General features: G+C 61.4%; 16 protein-coding genes and 1 tRNA gene. 10 read left to right on the top strand and 7 right to left on the bottom strand.

Annotated elements, in window-relative coordinates; genetic code table 11:
• Positions 1 to 32 precede the first annotated feature (32 nt).
• Positions 33 to 575, bottom strand: coding sequence for a hypothetical protein (locus AC1RRC_RS20450; protein ID WP_493057373.1), 543 nt, complete (start codon positions 573 to 575; stop codon positions 33 to 35).
• 202 nt (positions 576 to 777) lie between these two features.
• Between AC1RRC_RS20450 and AC1RRC_RS20445 the strand changes: the two genes are divergently transcribed.
• On the top strand, positions 778 to 2,253 hold the full coding sequence (locus AC1RRC_RS20445; protein WP_493057372.1) for a Fic family protein: 1,476 nt from the start codon (positions 778 to 780) through the stop codon (positions 2,251 to 2,253).
• A 72-nt stretch (positions 2,254 to 2,325) separates the two neighbouring features.
• Positions 2,326 to 3,408: a DUF5677 domain-containing protein gene (locus AC1RRC_RS20440; protein ID WP_493057371.1), complete on the top strand. Its 1,083-nt coding sequence runs from the start codon at positions 2,326 to 2,328 to the stop codon at positions 3,406 to 3,408.
• A gap of 217 nt (positions 3,409 to 3,625) precedes the next feature.
• Here AC1RRC_RS20440 and AC1RRC_RS20435 read toward each other — a convergent pair.
• Positions 3,626 to 3,701, bottom strand: a tRNA-Asn gene (locus AC1RRC_RS20435).
• 132 nt (positions 3,702 to 3,833) lie between these two features.
• On the opposite strand from AC1RRC_RS20435, the gene AC1RRC_RS20430 reads away from it, so the two are divergent.
• Both AC1RRC_RS20430 and AC1RRC_RS20425 read left to right on the top strand, forming a co-directional pair.
• A complete protein-coding gene (locus AC1RRC_RS20430; protein WP_493057370.1) occupies positions 3,834 to 4,583 on the top strand; it encodes a substrate-binding periplasmic protein in 750 nt (249 codons plus the stop codon).
• A gap of 58 nt (positions 4,584 to 4,641) precedes the next feature.
• Positions 4,642 to 5,058, top strand: coding sequence for a hypothetical protein (locus tag AC1RRC_RS20425; RefSeq protein ID WP_493057369.1), 417 nt, complete (start codon positions 4,642 to 4,644; stop codon positions 5,056 to 5,058).
• 4 nt (positions 5,059 to 5,062) lie between these two features.
• Here AC1RRC_RS20425 and AC1RRC_RS20420 read toward each other — a convergent pair whose 3' ends face one another.
• The gene (locus AC1RRC_RS20420) at positions 5,063 to 5,962 is read right to left on the bottom strand and encodes a LysR family transcriptional regulator (RefSeq protein WP_493057368.1); all 900 of its coding nucleotides are present in this window, start codon (positions 5,960 to 5,962) and stop codon (positions 5,063 to 5,065) included.
• A gap of 118 nt (positions 5,963 to 6,080) precedes the next feature.
• Between AC1RRC_RS20420 and AC1RRC_RS20415 the strand changes: the two genes are divergently transcribed.
• The 3 genes from AC1RRC_RS20415 to AC1RRC_RS20405 all read left to right on the top strand — a co-directional run bounded on the left by AC1RRC_RS20415 (position 6,081) and on the right by AC1RRC_RS20405 (position 9,283).
• On the top strand, positions 6,081 to 7,091 hold the full coding sequence (locus AC1RRC_RS20415) for an alpha/beta fold hydrolase (protein ID WP_493057367.1): 1,011 nt from the start codon (positions 6,081 to 6,083) through the stop codon (positions 7,089 to 7,091).
• A 95-nt stretch (positions 7,092 to 7,186) separates the two neighbouring features.
• The gene (locus tag AC1RRC_RS20410) at positions 7,187 to 8,671 is read left to right on the top strand and encodes a S41 family peptidase (protein WP_493057366.1); all 1,485 of its coding nucleotides are present in this window, start codon (positions 7,187 to 7,189) and stop codon (positions 8,669 to 8,671) included.
• A 24-nt stretch (positions 8,672 to 8,695) separates the two neighbouring features.
• Entirely contained in the window at positions 8,696 to 9,283 is a 588-nt protein-coding gene (locus tag AC1RRC_RS20405) for a YdeI/OmpD-associated family protein (protein WP_493057365.1), read from the top strand.
• Here the strand turns inward: AC1RRC_RS20405 and AC1RRC_RS20400 are convergent.
• Positions 9,280 to 10,059 (bottom strand): LytR/AlgR family response regulator transcription factor, encoded by a 780-nt coding sequence (locus tag AC1RRC_RS20400; protein ID WP_493057364.1) that lies wholly within the window; start codon positions 10,057 to 10,059, stop codon positions 9,280 to 9,282. The two genes, AC1RRC_RS20405 and AC1RRC_RS20400, sit on opposite strands and share 4 nt — an antisense overlap.
• Positions 10,056 to 11,180 carry a sensor histidine kinase gene (locus AC1RRC_RS20395; protein WP_493057363.1) on the bottom strand — a complete coding sequence of 375 codons (1,125 nt, stop codon included), beginning with the start codon at positions 11,178 to 11,180 and terminating at the stop codon, positions 10,056 to 10,058. The genes AC1RRC_RS20400 and AC1RRC_RS20395 overlap by 4 nt, the downstream gene beginning before the upstream one ends.
• Positions 11,181 to 11,378: 198 nt before the next feature.
• Between AC1RRC_RS20395 and AC1RRC_RS20390 the strand changes: the two genes are divergently transcribed.
• A complete protein-coding gene (locus tag AC1RRC_RS20390; protein ID WP_493057362.1) occupies positions 11,379 to 12,431 on the top strand; it encodes a DUF5694 domain-containing protein in 1,053 nt (350 codons plus the stop codon).
• A 77-nt stretch (positions 12,432 to 12,508) separates the two neighbouring features.
• On the opposite strand, the gene AC1RRC_RS20385 is transcribed toward AC1RRC_RS20390, so the two are convergent.
• Together AC1RRC_RS20385 and AC1RRC_RS20380 are read right to left on the bottom strand one after the other, a co-directional pair.
• Positions 12,509 to 13,432 carry a polysaccharide deacetylase family protein gene (locus AC1RRC_RS20385; protein ID WP_493057361.1) on the bottom strand — a complete coding sequence of 308 codons (924 nt, stop codon included), beginning with the start codon at positions 13,430 to 13,432 and terminating at the stop codon, positions 12,509 to 12,511.
• Between the two features lie 360 nt (positions 13,433 to 13,792).
• Positions 13,793 to 15,352, bottom strand: coding sequence for a DUF4214 domain-containing protein (locus tag AC1RRC_RS20380; protein ID WP_493057360.1), 1,560 nt, complete (start codon positions 15,350 to 15,352; stop codon positions 13,793 to 13,795).
• A 303-nt stretch (positions 15,353 to 15,655) separates the two neighbouring features.
• Here AC1RRC_RS20380 and AC1RRC_RS20375 point away from each other — a divergent pair, with 303 nt between their 5' ends.
• Complete coding sequence (locus AC1RRC_RS20375) at positions 15,656 to 16,309, top strand: hypothetical protein (RefSeq protein ID WP_493057359.1); 654 nt, start codon at positions 15,656 to 15,658, stop codon at positions 16,307 to 16,309.
• A 66-nt stretch (positions 16,310 to 16,375) separates the two neighbouring features.
• Positions 16,376 to 16,864: a putative adhesin gene (locus AC1RRC_RS20370; protein ID WP_493057358.1), complete on the top strand. Its 489-nt coding sequence runs from the start codon at positions 16,376 to 16,378 to the stop codon at positions 16,862 to 16,864.
• Positions 16,865 to 16,879 lie beyond the last annotated feature (15 nt).

Below are 16,879 nucleotides of genomic sequence, written 5' to 3'. Positions count from 1 at the left end.
ATGGTACCCGTCCGGCTTCCCCCTGCACCGGGTCAGGCCTTCAGCCCGAAGTCTATCCTGCCGACCATGAGATTGAGGCTCCTGCGGAAGCGGCCTATGGCCTCCCGATACGCGGCGACGTCGAACCGCTCGAAGTCCTCGAACGGCTTTCCATCCGCGTCCATAGGATAGCGGAAACGCTGGTCGTGCGTCTTCGAGTACTCGTCCAGCGAGCCGGGGAACAATCCCTCCTCCGGATTCAGCACCTCCCTCGGGAGCGGCAGGTCAAGCTGGTGCTTCTCGTCGGGGTAGTGCTGGCGGTATTGGGCGTAGAGCTTGTCCAGGCGGTGGGTCCTAGGGAACGAGGCCTTGGTCTTGCTCGACACGGCTCCCTTGAAGAAAAGCTCGGTCGCGTGGCGGCAGAGGTGCAGTATGACCCTGGTGTTCGTGTACTGCGGATAGTAGTCGTCATTCGCCATGGCGTCGCAAAGGACCTGCGCACCCTCCGCGTAGGCGTCGGCTAGCCACAGCGTCCTGGACGCGGCGTCATGAGCCTTCGCTGGCCAAGGCTCGATTGGCGGGATTTCCTGTTCCATTATCACATCGCCCCCTCCCAAGGCCATGTATGCATCATGCTTGCGCTGCGCTCCAAGCCGTGATCGGTTCCAAGGAAAATAAATGAAATTGGAAAATTTGGCACTTGCTGCTAAATTACCAATAGTTACGTGAAGAAATGAGCTCACACGAAACAGCAAAATGGCGCGTTCCCATAACATCTCGTTTCCAAGGCCTTTTACCATGCAATACGAAAGAATTCAACCATTCCCGAGCCCGGGTTCATTTCCGTTCCCGGAACTTCGGGCCCTCTCAGATGTATGGAGGGAAAGGAAGGGTATCCTCGAAAATGACGGCGCTTACAAAGAATTCATCAAGAAGTTGCAGCGCGAGTGGGCAATCGAAACGGGAATAATCGAAAGGCTGTACACTTGGGATCGAGGTGTAACTGAAGTCCTCATTGAACAGGGGATTGAGGCATCGATCATTTCCCATCAGGGCGGAGTCACCAAGGAGGACGCCGAACACATCCAGGCACTGATCAATGACCACCTTGACATCGTAGAAGGACTTTTCGGCTACATCAAGGGCGATGAGCCGCTGTCCGAGTACTTCATCAGAGGGCTACAAGCCCAGTTCACTAGACACCAAGATTACACCGACGCCATTACCGAGACAGGACTGAGAATCCGGGTTTCGCTGCAGAAGGGTGAGTACAAATCACAGCCGAACAACCCGAAAAGGCCGAACGGAGACGTGCACTGCTACTGCCCACCCGCGTTGGCCCAAGAGGAAATGAGCAATCTGATTTCGATGTATCGGGAATCAGAGGATGTCTTCGCTCCTGAGCTGAAAGCGGCATGGCTCCATCACCGGTTCACTCAAATTCACCCGTTTCAGGACGGGAACGGACGCGTAGCGAGAGCGCTCGCGTCGCTCGTCTTCTTGAGGGAAGGCCTTTTCCCACTTGTAGTACGGGAATCAGATAGGCAGGAATATATAGGCGCGCTAGAGGCTGCGGATGGTGGCAACCTGGAGCCGCTGGTGTCGTTCTTCGCACGGAGGCAGCGGGATGCGATTCTCAAGGCACTCGGCTTGGAACAGCAAGTCCAGCAAAGCCAATACGCTACGCAAATCATAAAGTCAGCACTCGAGGTTCTGAGATCCAAATTCAACAACGAAAAGCAGAAGATTTCGGTTGTCTACGATCATGCGGCCAAACTGTTTGAGCACGTGGAGAGCGAACTGAAGAGCATCAGTGCCAATTTGAATCTCGAACTCCCAGCGCTTACGCCTCCGAATAGGGCTAGGTACTATACCCGCGTAGCGCTGGCAAACAATGACTCGACTCAGCAGCGGCATTATTTTTACAAGCAGATAGTAGAGATCGCAAATCATTTCGACTATTTCGCGAGCTTCGACAATTACCGTTCATGGGTGCGCCTGACAATCAATACAGACAAGGAATTTGATTTCGTCGTGTCGATTCATGGATACGGCGGAAGCGACTCGGGAATCCTCGCCGCCTCGGCCTTTACGTTCTTAAAGGTTCCTACGGAGACTGGGGTCGAAATGGTCAACCTCCATCCGGCGTCCGCCGATCTGTTCCAATTCAACTACGCGGAGTCCTTCGATACCATCAGCAAGCGCTTTGCAGAATGGCTGGAAAGCTCGATGGCAATCGCCATGGCTGAATGGAACAGATCGCTCAAGCAGTAGGGCATTGGCACTCCGACTTCGGCTTCAGGGGCATTCAGCACCCACTTTCGACACTAAATTCAGGCCCATCAGATGAGCAAGCGAAAGCCCGACATTAATAATCAAAGCCCCCTGCTTTCCATGCTGGAGAAGTCATTTGCTGAAACCCTGCTTGGTGTCGCACGTGACGAAATCGAGAAAGGACTGAAAGACCCTGCCCAAATAGAAGCCGCAATTACAGAGTCCATAGAACCTACCATGCTAGACTTGCTGCCAAAACAAGTTCTTAAAGGCTTGCTGGCGAACGCCCCTGCCATGCTGCAAGAGCTGAGAAAAAACGAACAAGGCTTTGAGGAGCGGAACTTCAGGCGATGGGAAAAGGCGTTCGACGCGCTCGAAACCATGGCGGAAATTGCTGGAGAAGTCGGAGAAGCTTGCGATAAGGAGGGGCGCGCCTTAGCTCAGTCCGAAAACGATTACCGCTTCGAGGCCTTGAGCCAGTTGTTCCCGCGCGCCCTTCTCATTACACGCGAGATCATTCACCTACTCAAAGGCGGATTCCCCGATGCTGCGCTAAGCCGCTGGCGCTCGCTGCACGAGTTGACAGTAACCGGGATGTTCATTAGCCAGAACGACGATGCTATCGCGTTGCGATACTTGGCAAATTTTGACTTCCAAGCGAAACGCGCGGCCAGGCAATACAACCAATATGCGCAACGCGCAAACCTGAGCCCATTCTCTGCCGAAGAACTCGCGGACATTGACACCAGGTACACGCTCGCGGTTAGTGCCGTTGGCGGAGAAATCGAAGGCGACTGGGGCTGGGCAGCACCTGCTTTCAAGAAGCTCAGGCCAACCTTTGCAGACTTGGAGGAAAAGGTCGAATTGGACCATTGGAGGCCACGATATAAGTGGGCTTCTCAACACGTCCACAGCGGCCACAGGCCAAGTAACAAGCTTCTTGGAGCATGCGAAGCCAAGCAGCACCTCATGCTGGTTGGACGCAGCAACTCCGGCCTCACGGATCCGCTGCACATGACGGCTATATCGCTCATGCAAATCACAACTACTGTCTTATTCAAGAATCCCAACATAGACCGGGTCGTCTATTCAAAAATCCTGATGAGCTTGTCCGACAGTGTGGGGCAGTTAGCCCTTGAATGCGAGGCTAAGTAGTCAGTAGGATTTCTCGACGACTATCCGTGCAATAGACGGCTTGCGCATCGTACAAAGGAGAACGACTTGGAAAGTCGAAACATCCCTAATGTCGTCAAGCTTCTTCATGCGCCGACAGCTGACTTGAAACGAGGGGAAATATTCCCCAACTGGGTAATATTCGGGTAATAACCAAACGAAAGCGGCCCCGCGATTTCTCGCGGGGCCGCTTGTATTCTGGCTCCCCGACCTGGACTCGAACCAGGGACCTGCGGATTAACAGTCCGTCGCTCTACCGACTGAGCTATCAGGGAAAAGAGGCCACATTATAGACAGCGGGTCGCCGCCTGTCCAGTCGAAGTTGCAAGTTTCTTGCTTACTCTTCAATCGCAAGCCGGGAAGTCTATAATCGGCTGACCGCGTCCCATCGCCGACCAGGGTCGAACATGCGTCGTCTCATCCTGCCATTGCTGCTTTTACTAGGCATGTCCTTGCCGGCCCGGGCGCAAGCGCCGCCGCTGACCTTGCTGGCCGCCCCCTATGACCCGCCGCACAACATGCTGGCCAATGGCCGTATCGTCGGCGTCTCCACCGAACAGATCGAAGAAATGCTGCGCCGCGCCGCGCTGCCCTACGTGTTGCGCCAGGCGCCGTGGCCGCGCGCTTACCAGTCGGCGCTCGAGTTGCCGGGACATTGCGCCTTTTCCATGGCGCGTTCGCAGGAGCGCGAAGAGAAATTCCGCTGGATCGGTCCCGTCGCGCGCATGGACTGGGTGCTGTATGCCCGCCACGACGACAAGCGCGCGCCGGCGTCACTGGAACAGGTGCGCGAGGCGCTGATCGGCGGCTCGGCATCGGACGTCATCACGCAATGGCTGGTGGCGGGCAAATTCCGCGTCGACCAGACCTCCACCGACCAGCTCAACCCGGCCAAACTGATGGCCGGCCGCTTCGATTACTGGGCCGTGTCGCGCCAGCGCGGCGCCACCATGACGGCCGAGGCCGGGCTGACCGGGCGCATCGTACCGGTGCTGACCTTTGGCCACTCCGACTTGTACCTGGGCTGCCACCGCGAAACGCCGGACGACGTCGTACGCAAACTGAGCCAGGTCCTGGCCGAGATGCGCGCCGATGGCACGGTCGACCGCATCCTGGCGCGCTATGCGCGCTGGACGCCGGAGGGCGCCGCTCCATAATTGCTCCACATTAATATCCTATCTTCGGGGACAAGCCAACACCAACCAGGAGTTCCCCATGCCAGCAGCCCCAGGCGCAGCCAATGCCCCCGTCGTCAACCCCGCCGCCCTGCCACCAGCCGTCAATGCCCCGGTGGTGCCCGAAGTGGAACCCGCACCGTCGGTGTCCCGCGTGCTGGTGCAGCGCGGCTGGGAAGCCGCACGCAACGGGGTCTTTTATTACCCCAGCTCGGAATTCCCCCGCATTCATATCGTGCTGGCGCCGGACGCCGCGCCCTACGATGCCCAGAACAGCCTGTACCGGGACGTGAAAACCGTGGAAGTGCAAGCCACGCAAGTCGGCGGCGGCATGGTGCGGACCGTGTTCTGGCTCGACGATGTCCAGCAGCGCCTCGACCCGGTCAATATCCGCACGGCCTATGGGCACTTGAGCGCGCAAGGAAAAGTCATTTTGAATGACTTGCTGGCGGCCTGATTGGCTACCTGAGCAGTTCGCGCAGCGCATCGACAAACACGCGCGTCTTTTGCGGGCGGTAGCGGGTGGCGGGAAACACCGCGTGCACGCCGCCGCCCGGCAAGGTCCAATCCGGCAGCAACCGCACCAGCACACCGGCCTGCACGTGGGCTTGCACCGCGTGGTGCGGCAGGATGGCAAATCCCGCGCCATGCAGCACAGCGCCCAGCACCGCCAGCGCGGTATTGCACGTAAAGCCCTGCCGCAGCCGCACCGGCTCGTGCGCGCCTTCGCGCGTAAACGTCCATGACCACGGTTTCGGCAGCACGGACAGGCCGATGAACGGCAGCGCCTCCAATTCCCCCGGCTGCCGCGGCCATCCCTGCACCAATGACGACGCCAACGACGGCGCCGCCACCACCCATTCCTCGAAATCGGCCAGCCGGGCCGCCTGCAGCGCTGAATCGCGCAAGCGGCCAATGCGCACCGCCACGTCGATCCCCTCCTTGACCAGGTCCGACTGCCCATCGCCCGACAGCAATTCAATTTCCAGCGCCGGATAGCGCTGCCGCAATTGCGCCGCCACCGCCACCACGGGACCGCAATAATCGATCGGCGCCGTCACGCGCAGCAAACCGCGCGGCTCCACGCTGGCCTGTCCCGCCTGCGCCACCGCTTGCGCCGCGTCGTGCACGATGCGTTTGCTGGCTTCATAAAACACTTCTCCCGCATCGGTCAGGCTCAGGCTGCGCGTGGTGCGCAATAGCAGCGACGCCCTGGTTTCCTGTTCCAGTTTGCGGATATGCGCACTGACCACGGTTTTCGTCAGGCCCAGCCGCGCGGCGGCCGCCGTCAGCGAACCGGCATCGACCACCGTGACGAAAATCAGCAACCGGTTCAGGTTGAAATCGGCCAGCGCTTCCATTGTCCACTCCTGACGCACAGTGTTTATAAGATTATCTATCTTATCAAACATAATGCCAGGGCGTATCTTGTCTCCATCGCAGCACGAAACCTGAACTGAACCTGACAAGGAGCCCAGCATGAAACCCACCCGTCTTGCTTCCGCCATCGCCGCCATCGCCGCCGCAACCGCCCTGCTGGCTGGTTCCGCCCACGCAACCGGCGCTGTCAATGCGGCGCAGCCGACCGCCCCCCACGCCACCCCCGCGCAAACCGCAACCACCGTGCAAGCCGGCCGCCACATGATCGAAGTGGACGGCCTGCCGATCGCCTACCGCGAAGCGGGCGACCCGTCGCTGCCCACCATCGTGCTGCTGCACGGTTTCCCGTCGTCGTCGCACATGTACCGCAACCTGATCCCGCAACTGGCGCAGCGCTTCCATGTGCTCGCGCCGGATTATCCCGGCAGCGGCGACAGCGTGGCGCCGGCAGGCTATACGCCCACCTTTGAACAGCTGAGCGTCGTGATGGAACACTTCCTGGCCAGGAAAGGCGTGCAGCGCTACGCCTTGTACCTGCAGGACTTCGGCGGCCCGGTCGGCTTCCGCATCGCGGCGCGCCACCCGGAACGGGTCAGCGCCCTGGTGATCCAGAACGCCAACGCCTATGACGAAGGCTTGTCGGACAAACTGGCCACCAATATCCGCACCCTGAAAGCCGGCCTTAATCCCGAGACCGATGCGGCGCTGGAAAAAATCCTGAGCCCGGGCAGCGTGCAATTCATGTACCGCCACGGCACGCGCCAGCCGGAACGCCTGGATGCGGGCACGTGGACACTGGACAGCGCCGTGCTGGGCCAGCCTTCGGCCAAGGCCGTGCAAAAAGGCTTGCTGGTGGATTACCACAGCAATGTCGCGCAATACGGCGCATGGCAGCACTACTTCCGCACGGCACAGCCGCCAGCGCTGGTGGTGTGGGGTAAAAACGATCCGCTGTTCACGCCAGCGGGCGCGCAGGCCTTCCAGCGCGATTTGCCCCACGCGGAAATCCAGTTGCTCGACACCGGCCACTTCGCGCTGGAAGAAGACAATGATGCGATTGCCGGCAGCATCCTGGCCTTCGCGGAGCGGATCGGGCTGGCACGCAAATAATTGCCAATAAGACATTCTTCGGTGACAATGGCGGGCCGCGATAGCATATCAACAACACTACCGCGTCCGCCCATCAACCGAGGAGCCTGCATACCATGCCAGTCCGCCTGTCGGCACTACCGTGCCTGCTGTTATCCGTGGCCGCCACCGCCAGCCATGCCGCCACCCCGTCCAACGCGCCCGCCACCAGCTGGAACGCCGCCGCCCGCCAGGACATGCAATTCGCCATCGACACCTTGCGCAACAGCCATGCCGGGGTTGCCGGCGGCAAGCTCGATGCGTCAGCGCCACTGGACATCGGCGCGCGCAGCGCCATGATCGAAGCGGAACAGGTGCAAACGGAGCGCGACTACCGGCGCGCCATGATGCGCTTCATCGCCTCGTTCGGCGATCCGCATACCGGCATCAACCTGAACCTGAAAATCGAGGCCTGGACCGGCGTGGTGCTGGACCAGCGCGATGGCCAGTACCGCGTGATCTGGTCGGAACCGGACTGGCCGCACGCGCTGCCGCCGGTGAACGCCGTGGCGCAAAGCTGCGACGGCGTCTGGACCGGCACCTATATCAAAACCAGCGTCGCGCCGTATTCAAAATTCAGCACCGAGTATGCCGCGGCGGCCAGCACCCACGCGCAATCGATGATGTTCGAACAGGGCCTGGGCCACACGCCAAAGCGCTGCACCTTCACGCTGCCCGACGGCAGTGCGCGCAGCTATGATTTGCCATTGCGTCCGGTGGCGGAGATCGGCATGGAGCGCATCCGCGCCGTGCGCAAGACATACCAGGCCCAGGCCCGCGCGCCCGGGCTGTACCCGCTGGCCAAGGGCATGCACCTGGTCGGCATGCCGAATTTCGATGGCGCCAAATCCGGCGCCGCATACGAAAAGGTGTACGCGGACCTGGCCAAACTGCGCGCCGCACAGTGGATCGTGTTTGACTTGCGGGGCAATGGCGGCGGCAATTCAACCTGGGGCACGCGCGCGCTGCAGGCCTTGTATGGCGACGCCTACGGCGAGCAGCTAAGCGAGATGCCCGCGTATGGCAAGCGCCTGGTCGCCGCCCCGGCCTCGATCGCGCTGTTCCGCCAATTTGCCGATGCGCCGGAAAATGCCGCCTCCCGCGACAGATATTTGAAAACCGCGCACCGCCTGGAAACGGCCGTGCAACAAGGCGAACGGCTGGCCGTGGTGCAAGACTCCACCGAAGCGGACAACCTGGCGTTGGGCGCCAAGGTGCGCCAGCGCCCGGGCGGCCCGCGCCTGGCCGCCGTTATCGACCGCAACTGCTTCAGTTCGTGCATGGCCTTCCTGCAGCAAGTACGCGCGATAGGCGACACCGTGGTGCTGGGCGAGCCGACGTGGGGCTATTCGCCCTATGGTGAAATCGCCGGCTTCGACCTCCCCAGCGGCAACGGCGCGCTGTATATCGCGTCGGCGCTGTACGCTTCCCCGCAGGCGACGCGCGAACCATTCGTACCGGACCTTGCCTACCGGGGCAACATGGCCGATGATGCGGCGCTGACGACGTGGGTGGCCAAGACACTGGCAAAAACGAAGCCGGGACGCAAGCCGCACGACTAACACTCCAACCCTGAAAGGTGCGCCATGACAGGACAGAATCCTGAAGTCGACTGGTTTTTCAACAAAGATACGCAATGGCAGCAAGCCTATGGCAAGTTGCGAACGGTCTTGCTGGACTGTGATTTGACGGAAGAACTGAAATGGGGCGTGCCTTGCTACACATTGGATGGCCAGAACGTGGTGCTGATCCACGGCTTCAAGGAGTACTGCGCGCTGCTGTTCTTCAAGGGGGTGCTGATGAAGGACTTCAATGCCATCCTGGTGCAGCAGACCGCCAACGTGCAATCGGGGCGGCAAATCCGCTTTACCAGCGCGGCACAGGTGGAAGAATTGCGGCATGTGCTGAAGGCGTACGTGACCGATGCCATCGAAGTGGAAAAATCCGGCCAGGAAGTGGAATTCAAGAAGACCGAAGAGTTTTCCATGCCGCTGGAATTCCAGGTCCAGCTCGATGAGCTGCCGGAATTGAAAACCGCGTTCGAAGCGCTGACGCCAGGCCGCCAGCGCGGCTACCTGCTGCATTTTTCCAGCGCGAAGCAGGCGAAAACGCGGGAGTCGCGGGTGGAGAAATGCATACCGAAGATCATGGAAGGCAAGGGCCTGGACGATTAGGCGGAGCCAAACTTGCAGGGTGGCGCATTCAGCGCCGCCTTCACGTCCGGGACGTATCGCTCGCTGACCGACAGCTCTGCTCCGCAGCACAACCCCAAGACATAGCCGCCCTCCGGCATCTGCCGCAAGGATTGCATTTGCGCACGCCGCACCAGCGTGCGCCGGTGAATCCGCAGGAACACCGCCGGATCCAGGTAGCGCTCCAGTTCCGTCAGGGGACTGCGGTGCAACAGCGAGCGCCCTGGCAGGTGCAGTTCCACGTAATTGCCCGCACTGTCCAGCCACAACACATCGGCCAGCGCCACCCGGTCGATGCGTCCCACCGAACGCACCGCCAGTTCCTGCCAGTAGCCCGGGGCGGGATCGGCAAACTGGCGCAGCGCCCGCGTGTACGCGGCGCGCTGGTCCAGCAAGGCGGCCGCCCGCTCCAGCGCCTGCCGCAGGCGGCGTTCATCGACGGGTTTGACGAGGTAGTCGAGCGCATGGACATCAAACGCTTCCAGCGCGTGGCCACGGTGCGCCGTGACAAACACCACCAGCGGCGGCGTCTCATGCCGGCTCCATTCGCGCGCCAGTTGCAGCCCGTCTTCCTGTGGCATTTGCACGTCCAGCAGCACGACATCGACGCCCCCCTGCGCCAGCCGCTGGCGCGCCGCCGCCGCGCCGGCGCACTCGCCGGCCACCTGCCAGCCTGGCAATTCCCGCAGCATCAATCGCAAATTGGTGCGCGCATGGGCTTCGTCGTCGACGATCAAGACATTCAACGCGGTACTCATGCCGCCATCCGTGGAATGCGCAACTCGGCCACGAAGCGGCCTTCGGCGTGGCGCGTCTCGAGCGACGCGGCATCGCCATACGCCAGCTGCAAGCGGGCGCGCGTGCCGCGCAAGCCGATGCCGAGGCCCGCCCCGGGTGCACGGGGCGGCGAACCGCGCCAGTCCGGCCCGCGCGCAACCTCCGGCACCGGATTACTGACCCGCACCAGCAGCCGTTGCCCCTCCAGCGCGAACGCCACCACGATATCGCTGTCGCCGTCATGGCATTCGAGGTCATGCCGCAGCGCGTTTTCCACCAGCGGCTGCAGCAGCATCGGCGGGCACTCCATGGCGCCATCGAGCACCTGGGCGCCATCGATGCGCACCCGCAGGCGCGGGCCGAAGCGCAGCCGCTGCAAGTCCAGGTAATCCTGCACGAATCGCAGTTCCTGCTCCAGCGTGATCCAGTCCTGCTCGCTGGTGGTCAACGCGTATTGCAGCAAGTCGCCCAGGCGCGCCAGGCCATCGAGCGCCAGCGGCTTGTCCCCGACGCGCACCAGCGCGCTGATGGCGGACAGGGTATTGAACATGAAGTGCGGCTCCAGCTGGCCCCGCAGCGCCGCCAGCCGCTGGCGCTCCAGCGACAGCCGCGCCTGCGCCAGTTCATGGTCTTGCTGGCGGCGCTGGCGCCACAGCAGCAGCGCCGCCACCGCGCCAAACGCCATCGTCAACAGGACAAAGCCGACGAACCATTCAAACTTGTACATGGACGCCACGTAGCCCCAGGCGTTCTCGAGCGTGAGCGCGTGGTGCAGTTTCACGGTGCGCCACGCGCCCAGCCCCAGCATGGCGGCCGGCCAGCCCAGCACCACATAGGCGAGGTAGCTGGCCGCCATGCGGCGCGGCGTGGCCAGCAGCGCGGGATAGCGGCGGCACACCATGTACAGCGCATAGCTTTGCACCATCATCACCACATAGCCGCGCCACCAGCCCAGCGACATTTGCCAGTAGCTGCGCGTATCGCCATGCTGCTGGGCGTCGCCATAGGTGGTGATGCCGGCCAGTGCGCACAGCACGGCCCACAGTGCGAAGTTGACGGCCAGCGCGCGCAGCCAGGCCGGGATGGAAATCGAGGGCTTCATGGCGGCGCAGTATAGCAGCGCCCTCGCCGCGCGCCGCCGGCATTCGCCCCTGTGGCGGCCCGGTTCGTCACTCTCGCCACCCGGCGCCATGCTGTCATTTTTACAATCCAGTCATCCGATCGCGCAGCCTGTCGCATGACGGGCGCGGGACGCCTCCGCCCTTCCTAAAATGGATGCCCCAACTACGAGGAGGTACACATGCACAAGAGCTGGCTGTTACTCGCAACCTTGCTGTCCGCCCCGGCACTGGCCCAGGTCGATTTCACCCGATTCGCCAGGGACATGCCCGGCCAGCGCAGCCAGGTCCTGGTGCTGGGCACCGTCCACCTGTCGCAGCGCCCAAAGGAGCTCAAACGCGAAGCGCTGGCGCCGCTGCTCGACAAGCTGGCCGCGTTCAAGCCGGAGATCATCGCGATCGAAGCGATTTCCGGCGAAGGCTGCGACCTCGGCTTGCGCCACCCGTCAATTTACGCGGACTCCGTCACCGGCTATTGCCGCGATACCGCCGCCGCGCGCGACGCCACCGGCCTGGACGTCCCGGCCGCCATCGCGGAAATGAACAAGCTGCTGGCCTCCTTGCCCGCGCAACCGTCGCCGGCGCAGCGCCGCCGCCTCGCCGCGGTTTTCCTGGCCGCCAACGAACGCGCGTCCGCCGTGACGCAATGGCTGCAACTGCCGCAAGGTGAACGCCGCGCCGCGGAAGAATTGGCCCCGCCCCTGGCCGCGATGCTGCAGCAACTGGCCGTCAAACACAATGAAGACTTCGTCATCGGTGCGGCGCTGGCCGCCCGCCTCGGCCTGGCGCGCGTGGTGGCGATGGATGATCACACCGGCGATGACGTTGACGTGGCCGATGAAAAAGCGTTCGGCAAGGCGGTCGAACAGGCGTGGCACGCCGCCGCCCCGCAGGCCGAGCCGTTCCGCAAGCAGGAAGATGGATTGCTGGCCGGTGCCGACTTCCTGCCCCTGTATCGCCACATCAACCGCCACGACGTCCAGCAGGTCTACAGCAGCGTCGACTTCGGCGCGGCACTGAAAGACAACTCGCCGCAACAATATGGGCGCATGTACGTGATGGGCTGGGAAACCCGCAACCTGCGCATGGCGGCCAACATCCTGGCCTCCTTCCGCGAACGGCCAGGGGCACGGGTGCTGGTGATTGTCGGGGCCACCCATAAACCGTGGCTGGAGCGGGTGCTGGGGTTGACCCAGGGGGTGGATATCGTGGATGCGCAGCGCGTGCTGGAGTAAAGCAAGCCTGATTGCGCCCCGGAACGTGCACTGTCAGGTCCCTGCACGGCGCGCCGAAACAGGAACGTCCTGACTGATCAGGCCGCCATCAACCGCAGGCGGCCCAGATTATCGTGGGTGACTTGTGACACCATGCGCATCAAACTTTGCCCGAAGTTACTTTCTAGTAATACATTATGCGATGGCATGTCTTGGCATGCTTCCGCCGCGGCGGCAAAACCGGAAGCTTCGAAGCGGTCGTTGTGTAACGCCAGGAATTGACATAGCTGCAACAGGCGGCGCTGGGTCAGGTGGTGCCGGCTCAGGTGCTTGAAGCCCAGGTCGCGCTTGTGCACGAATTCAAACGGGTGGGTCAGGATCACCACCAGCGGGATTTGCATCCGGTTTGCCTCGTCCAGCAGCGTGGCTGTTTCCTGAAAACTGGTGCCGGCAATGGTCAGCGATTTCAAGTGCTGCAAGCCGCCCATATTCCAGTCAGAAAATGTCAGGACGGGGTATTCCTGTACGCCATGCCGTTCATGGCGACCGCTGTATAGCTTGTAGTTGGGATTGCCGGAGTCATAAATGGCCAGGCCCACATTGGAGGCGTACGGTATCCCGACCCGGGCCAGCGCCTGGTACAGGTTGTCATCATGTTGCAGATTGCCGCTGCGGAAAGCGGTCGGGCGGGGAAGATTCCAGTCGCTGAACGCTTCCAGGCCCTGTTCCAGCAGGCTGGCCGACTCGTCCACCGCCATGCCGTTGAAATCATCGCAGCCATCGGGAATCGGGATCCGGCTGCGCCAGTTGCCGTCGCGGAAAACCGTCCAGCACGGATGGGTATGCAATTGCACTTCATGGCCGTCGCCATGTACACGACGTACGATCTCGCGCATGGGGTCGTGCTTGAAATAGGTGCGCTGGAGCGTTTCCGCAAAAAACGTGGTGGGGATGTTGTATTTGCGGAACGTGTCGAGCATATAGCCCAGGCCTTCCGAGCGTCCGCCGGAATTGCACCACACCGCAGGTTCAGAGACCGGCTCGAAAGCGGCATCCCGGAATGCCCCTCCGATGCTGAACTCCATGTCAATCGTAATGCAAACCCGCGTGCGCATAAGTAATCTCAAAAATGCAATTATCGATGAGCGAATTGCCCCGTGTAAAGATCGTATGCGCCAGCCTTCATTCCCGCAATGCGGGAAACGCTTATTGTTTACGACAAGCTATCTAGTCTGCCTTACTCACCATGACCGTCATGTCAAACCCCTCAAAACCGCCGGCCTTTTGCTCGCCCGCCCGGATCCGCGAGGGCTGGCCCAGTTTGGCGACCTGGCGGGGCGCCGAGGAAAGTTGATTGGTGCAGTGCGCCCTGGCGCCGCTCCTCAGCCATAGGGCGTGTAAACCACGCCGTGGGACATCACGCCGACCAGCGCGGCCTGGTTTTCCGTACTTTCGCTGAAACTGGCCAGCACTTCCGCAGACGTGGCTGCTTTGCGCTCGAGGATGTCGAGCCAGTAGGCAAAGCCTGCCGGATCCGGCTGGCGGTGCAGCACATTGAAATAGTATCGACTCAGTAAATCCGCATTCGCCGGGTTGGCGCCATATTGCGCGGTAAATTCGTCCGAGGCGACAAACCCCTGCGCCACCTCGCGCAGCGAGGCGCCTTGGTCCATGGCCGCGATCCAGTAGCCCAAGCCGGCACTATCCGGTGCGCGGTTGAACGCCGCCTGGTAAATGCGGTAGGCTTGTCCGCCATTGCCAGCCAGGTCCAGCGCCACGGCTGTATCATCAAATCGCAGCCGCTCGACGTTGGCCAACATGTCGTTGCCGCTGCCTGCCGCCGTCCCGCTGACCATGACCCCGGCAGCGCCAATGCTGACTGCATGATCGGCAAACTTGCCCAGGTAAACGCCGGTGTCCATCCCCATGCCGCCATCCAGGCGGTCATCGCCGGCGCCGCCGGTCAGGATATCGTTGCCGGCGCCGCCATCGAGGAAATTGCCGGCGCCATTCCCTTTCAGGGTATCCGCGCCGCCCCCTCCGATCGCGTTGCGGATCAGCGTGTCATAGGCGATCCAGACGTTGGGAATGCGCTGTATCTTTTGCCCGGTCGCGTTATCCTGAATCCAGTTTTCCCGCCCTATAAAGCTGCCCTCCCCGGCATTCAGGTCGATACTGGCCGGCTGTGTGCCGGCATAGGAGAACGTATCAATGCCGCCGGCATCGTAAATAGTCTGGTAATAGGTCCCCGACTCCGAAAAGCGATACGTGGTGTCGTTCGCGTTCAGGGTCGTACTCTTCCCGTACAAATATTGGATCGCCAGCACATCGAGCACCATCGGTGACGTCGGGAACAGCGTCGTGCTGTAAAGCGGTTTCCCGACCACATTTTCATAGGCCATCACGGTATACAGTTTGGTGCCATGGCGAACATCGACCACGCTGTCGTTGGCTGGCGTATGTTCGAATGAATGCTTGAGTCCCAATGCATGCCCGATCTCATGCAGCAGCGCGGAGTAGTAGCCGCTGCCGCTGTCATAGCTGGACTTCTCGAACACGGGATTATTGCCCAGCCAGACATCCCCGCCGGCGCCGGCGCCTGGATAGGTACCAAGGCTGGCCGTGGGGCGCAACGGATCCAGGCTGAAAGCAACGCGTATCTGTCCTGACATGGCTGCGTTATCGGCCACTTCCTCCATTGGCGTGGCCATCACGGCCGCCCATGAGGCAACCGCGGCACGGATGTTTTCCGCCTGCCTCGCGTCCGGCACAGCGTACTCTGGCCTGGTTGGGAAGCTATTGCTGGCCGGATAGTCATTCCAGACCGACTGCGCTGTCGCGACGCTATACGTGATGGGGCCGCCCGCCCATTGGCCATAGCCGCTTAGCAGCCCATCAATACGGGCATCCCCGGATAACTTGGTATCACTGACGATAGGCATGGGGCAAATACTTGCATAAAAGCAAAAACCCCATCATACCCCGGCCTCTCGAAATATTGCAATTGAGCAATTTGATTTTATCTTTTTACCTGTAAAGGCCGGCGCCCAACTGCGCGTCGCAGAACAGCCGTAACAAGCGCCTTGTTACGGTAACGCTACTTATCCCATCGCGACGCCTCTGCCATCCTGAATTCCGTGATGAAGCCAACGCCAAAGCGTCCGGCCCACACAGGCAACAGGCCAGGCCTCGCCACAGCGCGAACGCCTTTCCTCGACATTCAATACTTTTAAAAGGAAACGATCATGACCACTTACACCATCCAGGTACTGAACCAATCCGGCTTCAACAAAAATTACGTGGTGTTTTCCGAACCGCCAGCCGTCAACTCTTCCGGCGGCGCGGTAACGGTTTTCACCAACGCATGGGTCACCTTCAGCGGCATCGCCAATAATGGTTTTGACCAGATCAGCGTCAACGAAATCACCGATGCCTACTGGGGCACCATTCCGTCGCAACTGTCGCCCTCGGTCATGGTGAAACAAGGCGGCTTCGCCGGGGTCGTCACCTCCAACAGCGACGGCGTCACTTTCTCGAACGCCAGCGGCGCGGTCGGATTCGGCAATGTCCAGTCCGGCGTGGCCAACACCGGCGCCTTCCAGATCACGGCGCATTCGGATTTCACCGCCGACGACGATTATGTGTTCGGCCTCGCCAAACCGACCGACACGCCCATCCCGTCGCCGGTCGCGACTTTCCTGGCGATGCCAAACGATACGTTTGAAGTGATTCCGGTCGTGAAGTTTTACCTGGCCGACGGCAGCTACACCGCAGGTGAAATCATCGACGTCAAAGCCTTCTCCACCACGCCGGCAACCATTGACTTCACCGGGAAATCGCATACCACGGCGACCGTGGTGCAAGCCGCCGATGGCTCTTACTCGGTGCAGTACTCCTGAGTCCGGCCCCATGCCGGTGCGCACTTGCGCCACCGGCATTCCCGTCCCACTGTGAAAGGAAACATCATGGCTTTAGACTGGAGCAAGGTGACAAAACTGGCAACGCCGCTGACCACGACCGGCAGCGATGTCATCTTCAGCGGACACGGCAAGGTTGCCGGCACGGGTAACACCACCGTCCCGGCGGGCATGGAACTGTGGGTGCTGGCGCCGCCAGGCGCCGCCATCGCCGACAGCAGCGGACAAGCGCTGGAAAACATGGCCACCGTGACCATGGTTGGCATCAAGAACCCCAACAGCGACGTCCTGGTGAACAACCAGCTGATTGTCTACCGCGCCGGCCAGGCGGCACCGAACTATGTGCTGCAAGCGCCACGCGGTATCGTCATCAAACCGGGCGGCCCGCACGTCCTCGGCGTCGAGAGCGACACGCCGCTGCAGGATTTATGGGCCAGGGCACAGCCTTTCGTACAGCCAGGTAAAACCCTGCGCTGCTTCTGGGCCGCGTGCACGGCAATGCAAGGGGCCACCAACCCGGTGGTGCTTGTCCAATAGCCTGGCCGCCGCGCC

Source organism: Pseudoduganella sp. GW821-FHT12E03, assembly GCF_058807115.1.
This window is presented reverse-complemented; position numbering and strand designations above follow the sequence as displayed.

Excerpts from the sequence above, each read along its gene's own strand:
- AC1RRC_RS20450 (WP_493057373.1), bottom strand. The coding sequence starts at position 575 with ATGGAACAGGAAATCCCGCCAATCGAGCCTTGGCCAGCGAAGGCTCAT.
- AC1RRC_RS20445 (WP_493057372.1), top strand. The coding sequence starts at position 778 with ATGCAATACGAAAGAATTCAACCATTCCCGAGCCCGGGTTCATTTCCG.
- AC1RRC_RS20440 (WP_493057371.1), top strand. The coding sequence starts at position 2,326 with ATGAGCAAGCGAAAGCCCGACATTAATAATCAAAGCCCCCTGCTTTCC.
- AC1RRC_RS20430 (WP_493057370.1), top strand. The coding sequence starts at position 3,834 with ATGCGTCGTCTCATCCTGCCATTGCTGCTTTTACTAGGCATGTCCTTG.
- AC1RRC_RS20425 (WP_493057369.1), top strand. The coding sequence starts at position 4,642 with ATGCCAGCAGCCCCAGGCGCAGCCAATGCCCCCGTCGTCAACCCCGCC.
- AC1RRC_RS20420 (WP_493057368.1), bottom strand. The coding sequence starts at position 5,962 with ATGGAAGCGCTGGCCGATTTCAACCTGAACCGGTTGCTGATTTTCGTC.
- AC1RRC_RS20415 (WP_493057367.1), top strand. The coding sequence starts at position 6,081 with ATGAAACCCACCCGTCTTGCTTCCGCCATCGCCGCCATCGCCGCCGCA.
- AC1RRC_RS20410 (WP_493057366.1), top strand. The coding sequence starts at position 7,187 with ATGCCAGTCCGCCTGTCGGCACTACCGTGCCTGCTGTTATCCGTGGCC.
- AC1RRC_RS20405 (WP_493057365.1), top strand. The coding sequence starts at position 8,696 with ATGACAGGACAGAATCCTGAAGTCGACTGGTTTTTCAACAAAGATACG.
- AC1RRC_RS20400 (WP_493057364.1), bottom strand. The coding sequence starts at position 10,059 with ATGAGTACCGCGTTGAATGTCTTGATCGTCGACGACGAAGCCCATGCG.
- AC1RRC_RS20395 (WP_493057363.1), bottom strand. The coding sequence starts at position 11,180 with ATGAAGCCCTCGATTTCCATCCCGGCCTGGCTGCGCGCGCTGGCCGTC.
- AC1RRC_RS20390 (WP_493057362.1), top strand. The coding sequence starts at position 11,379 with ATGCACAAGAGCTGGCTGTTACTCGCAACCTTGCTGTCCGCCCCGGCA.
- AC1RRC_RS20380 (WP_493057360.1), bottom strand. The coding sequence starts at position 15,352 with ATGCCTATCGTCAGTGATACCAAGTTATCCGGGGATGCCCGTATTGAT.
- AC1RRC_RS20375 (WP_493057359.1), top strand. The coding sequence starts at position 15,656 with ATGACCACTTACACCATCCAGGTACTGAACCAATCCGGCTTCAACAAA.
- AC1RRC_RS20370 (WP_493057358.1), top strand. The coding sequence starts at position 16,376 with ATGGCTTTAGACTGGAGCAAGGTGACAAAACTGGCAACGCCGCTGACC.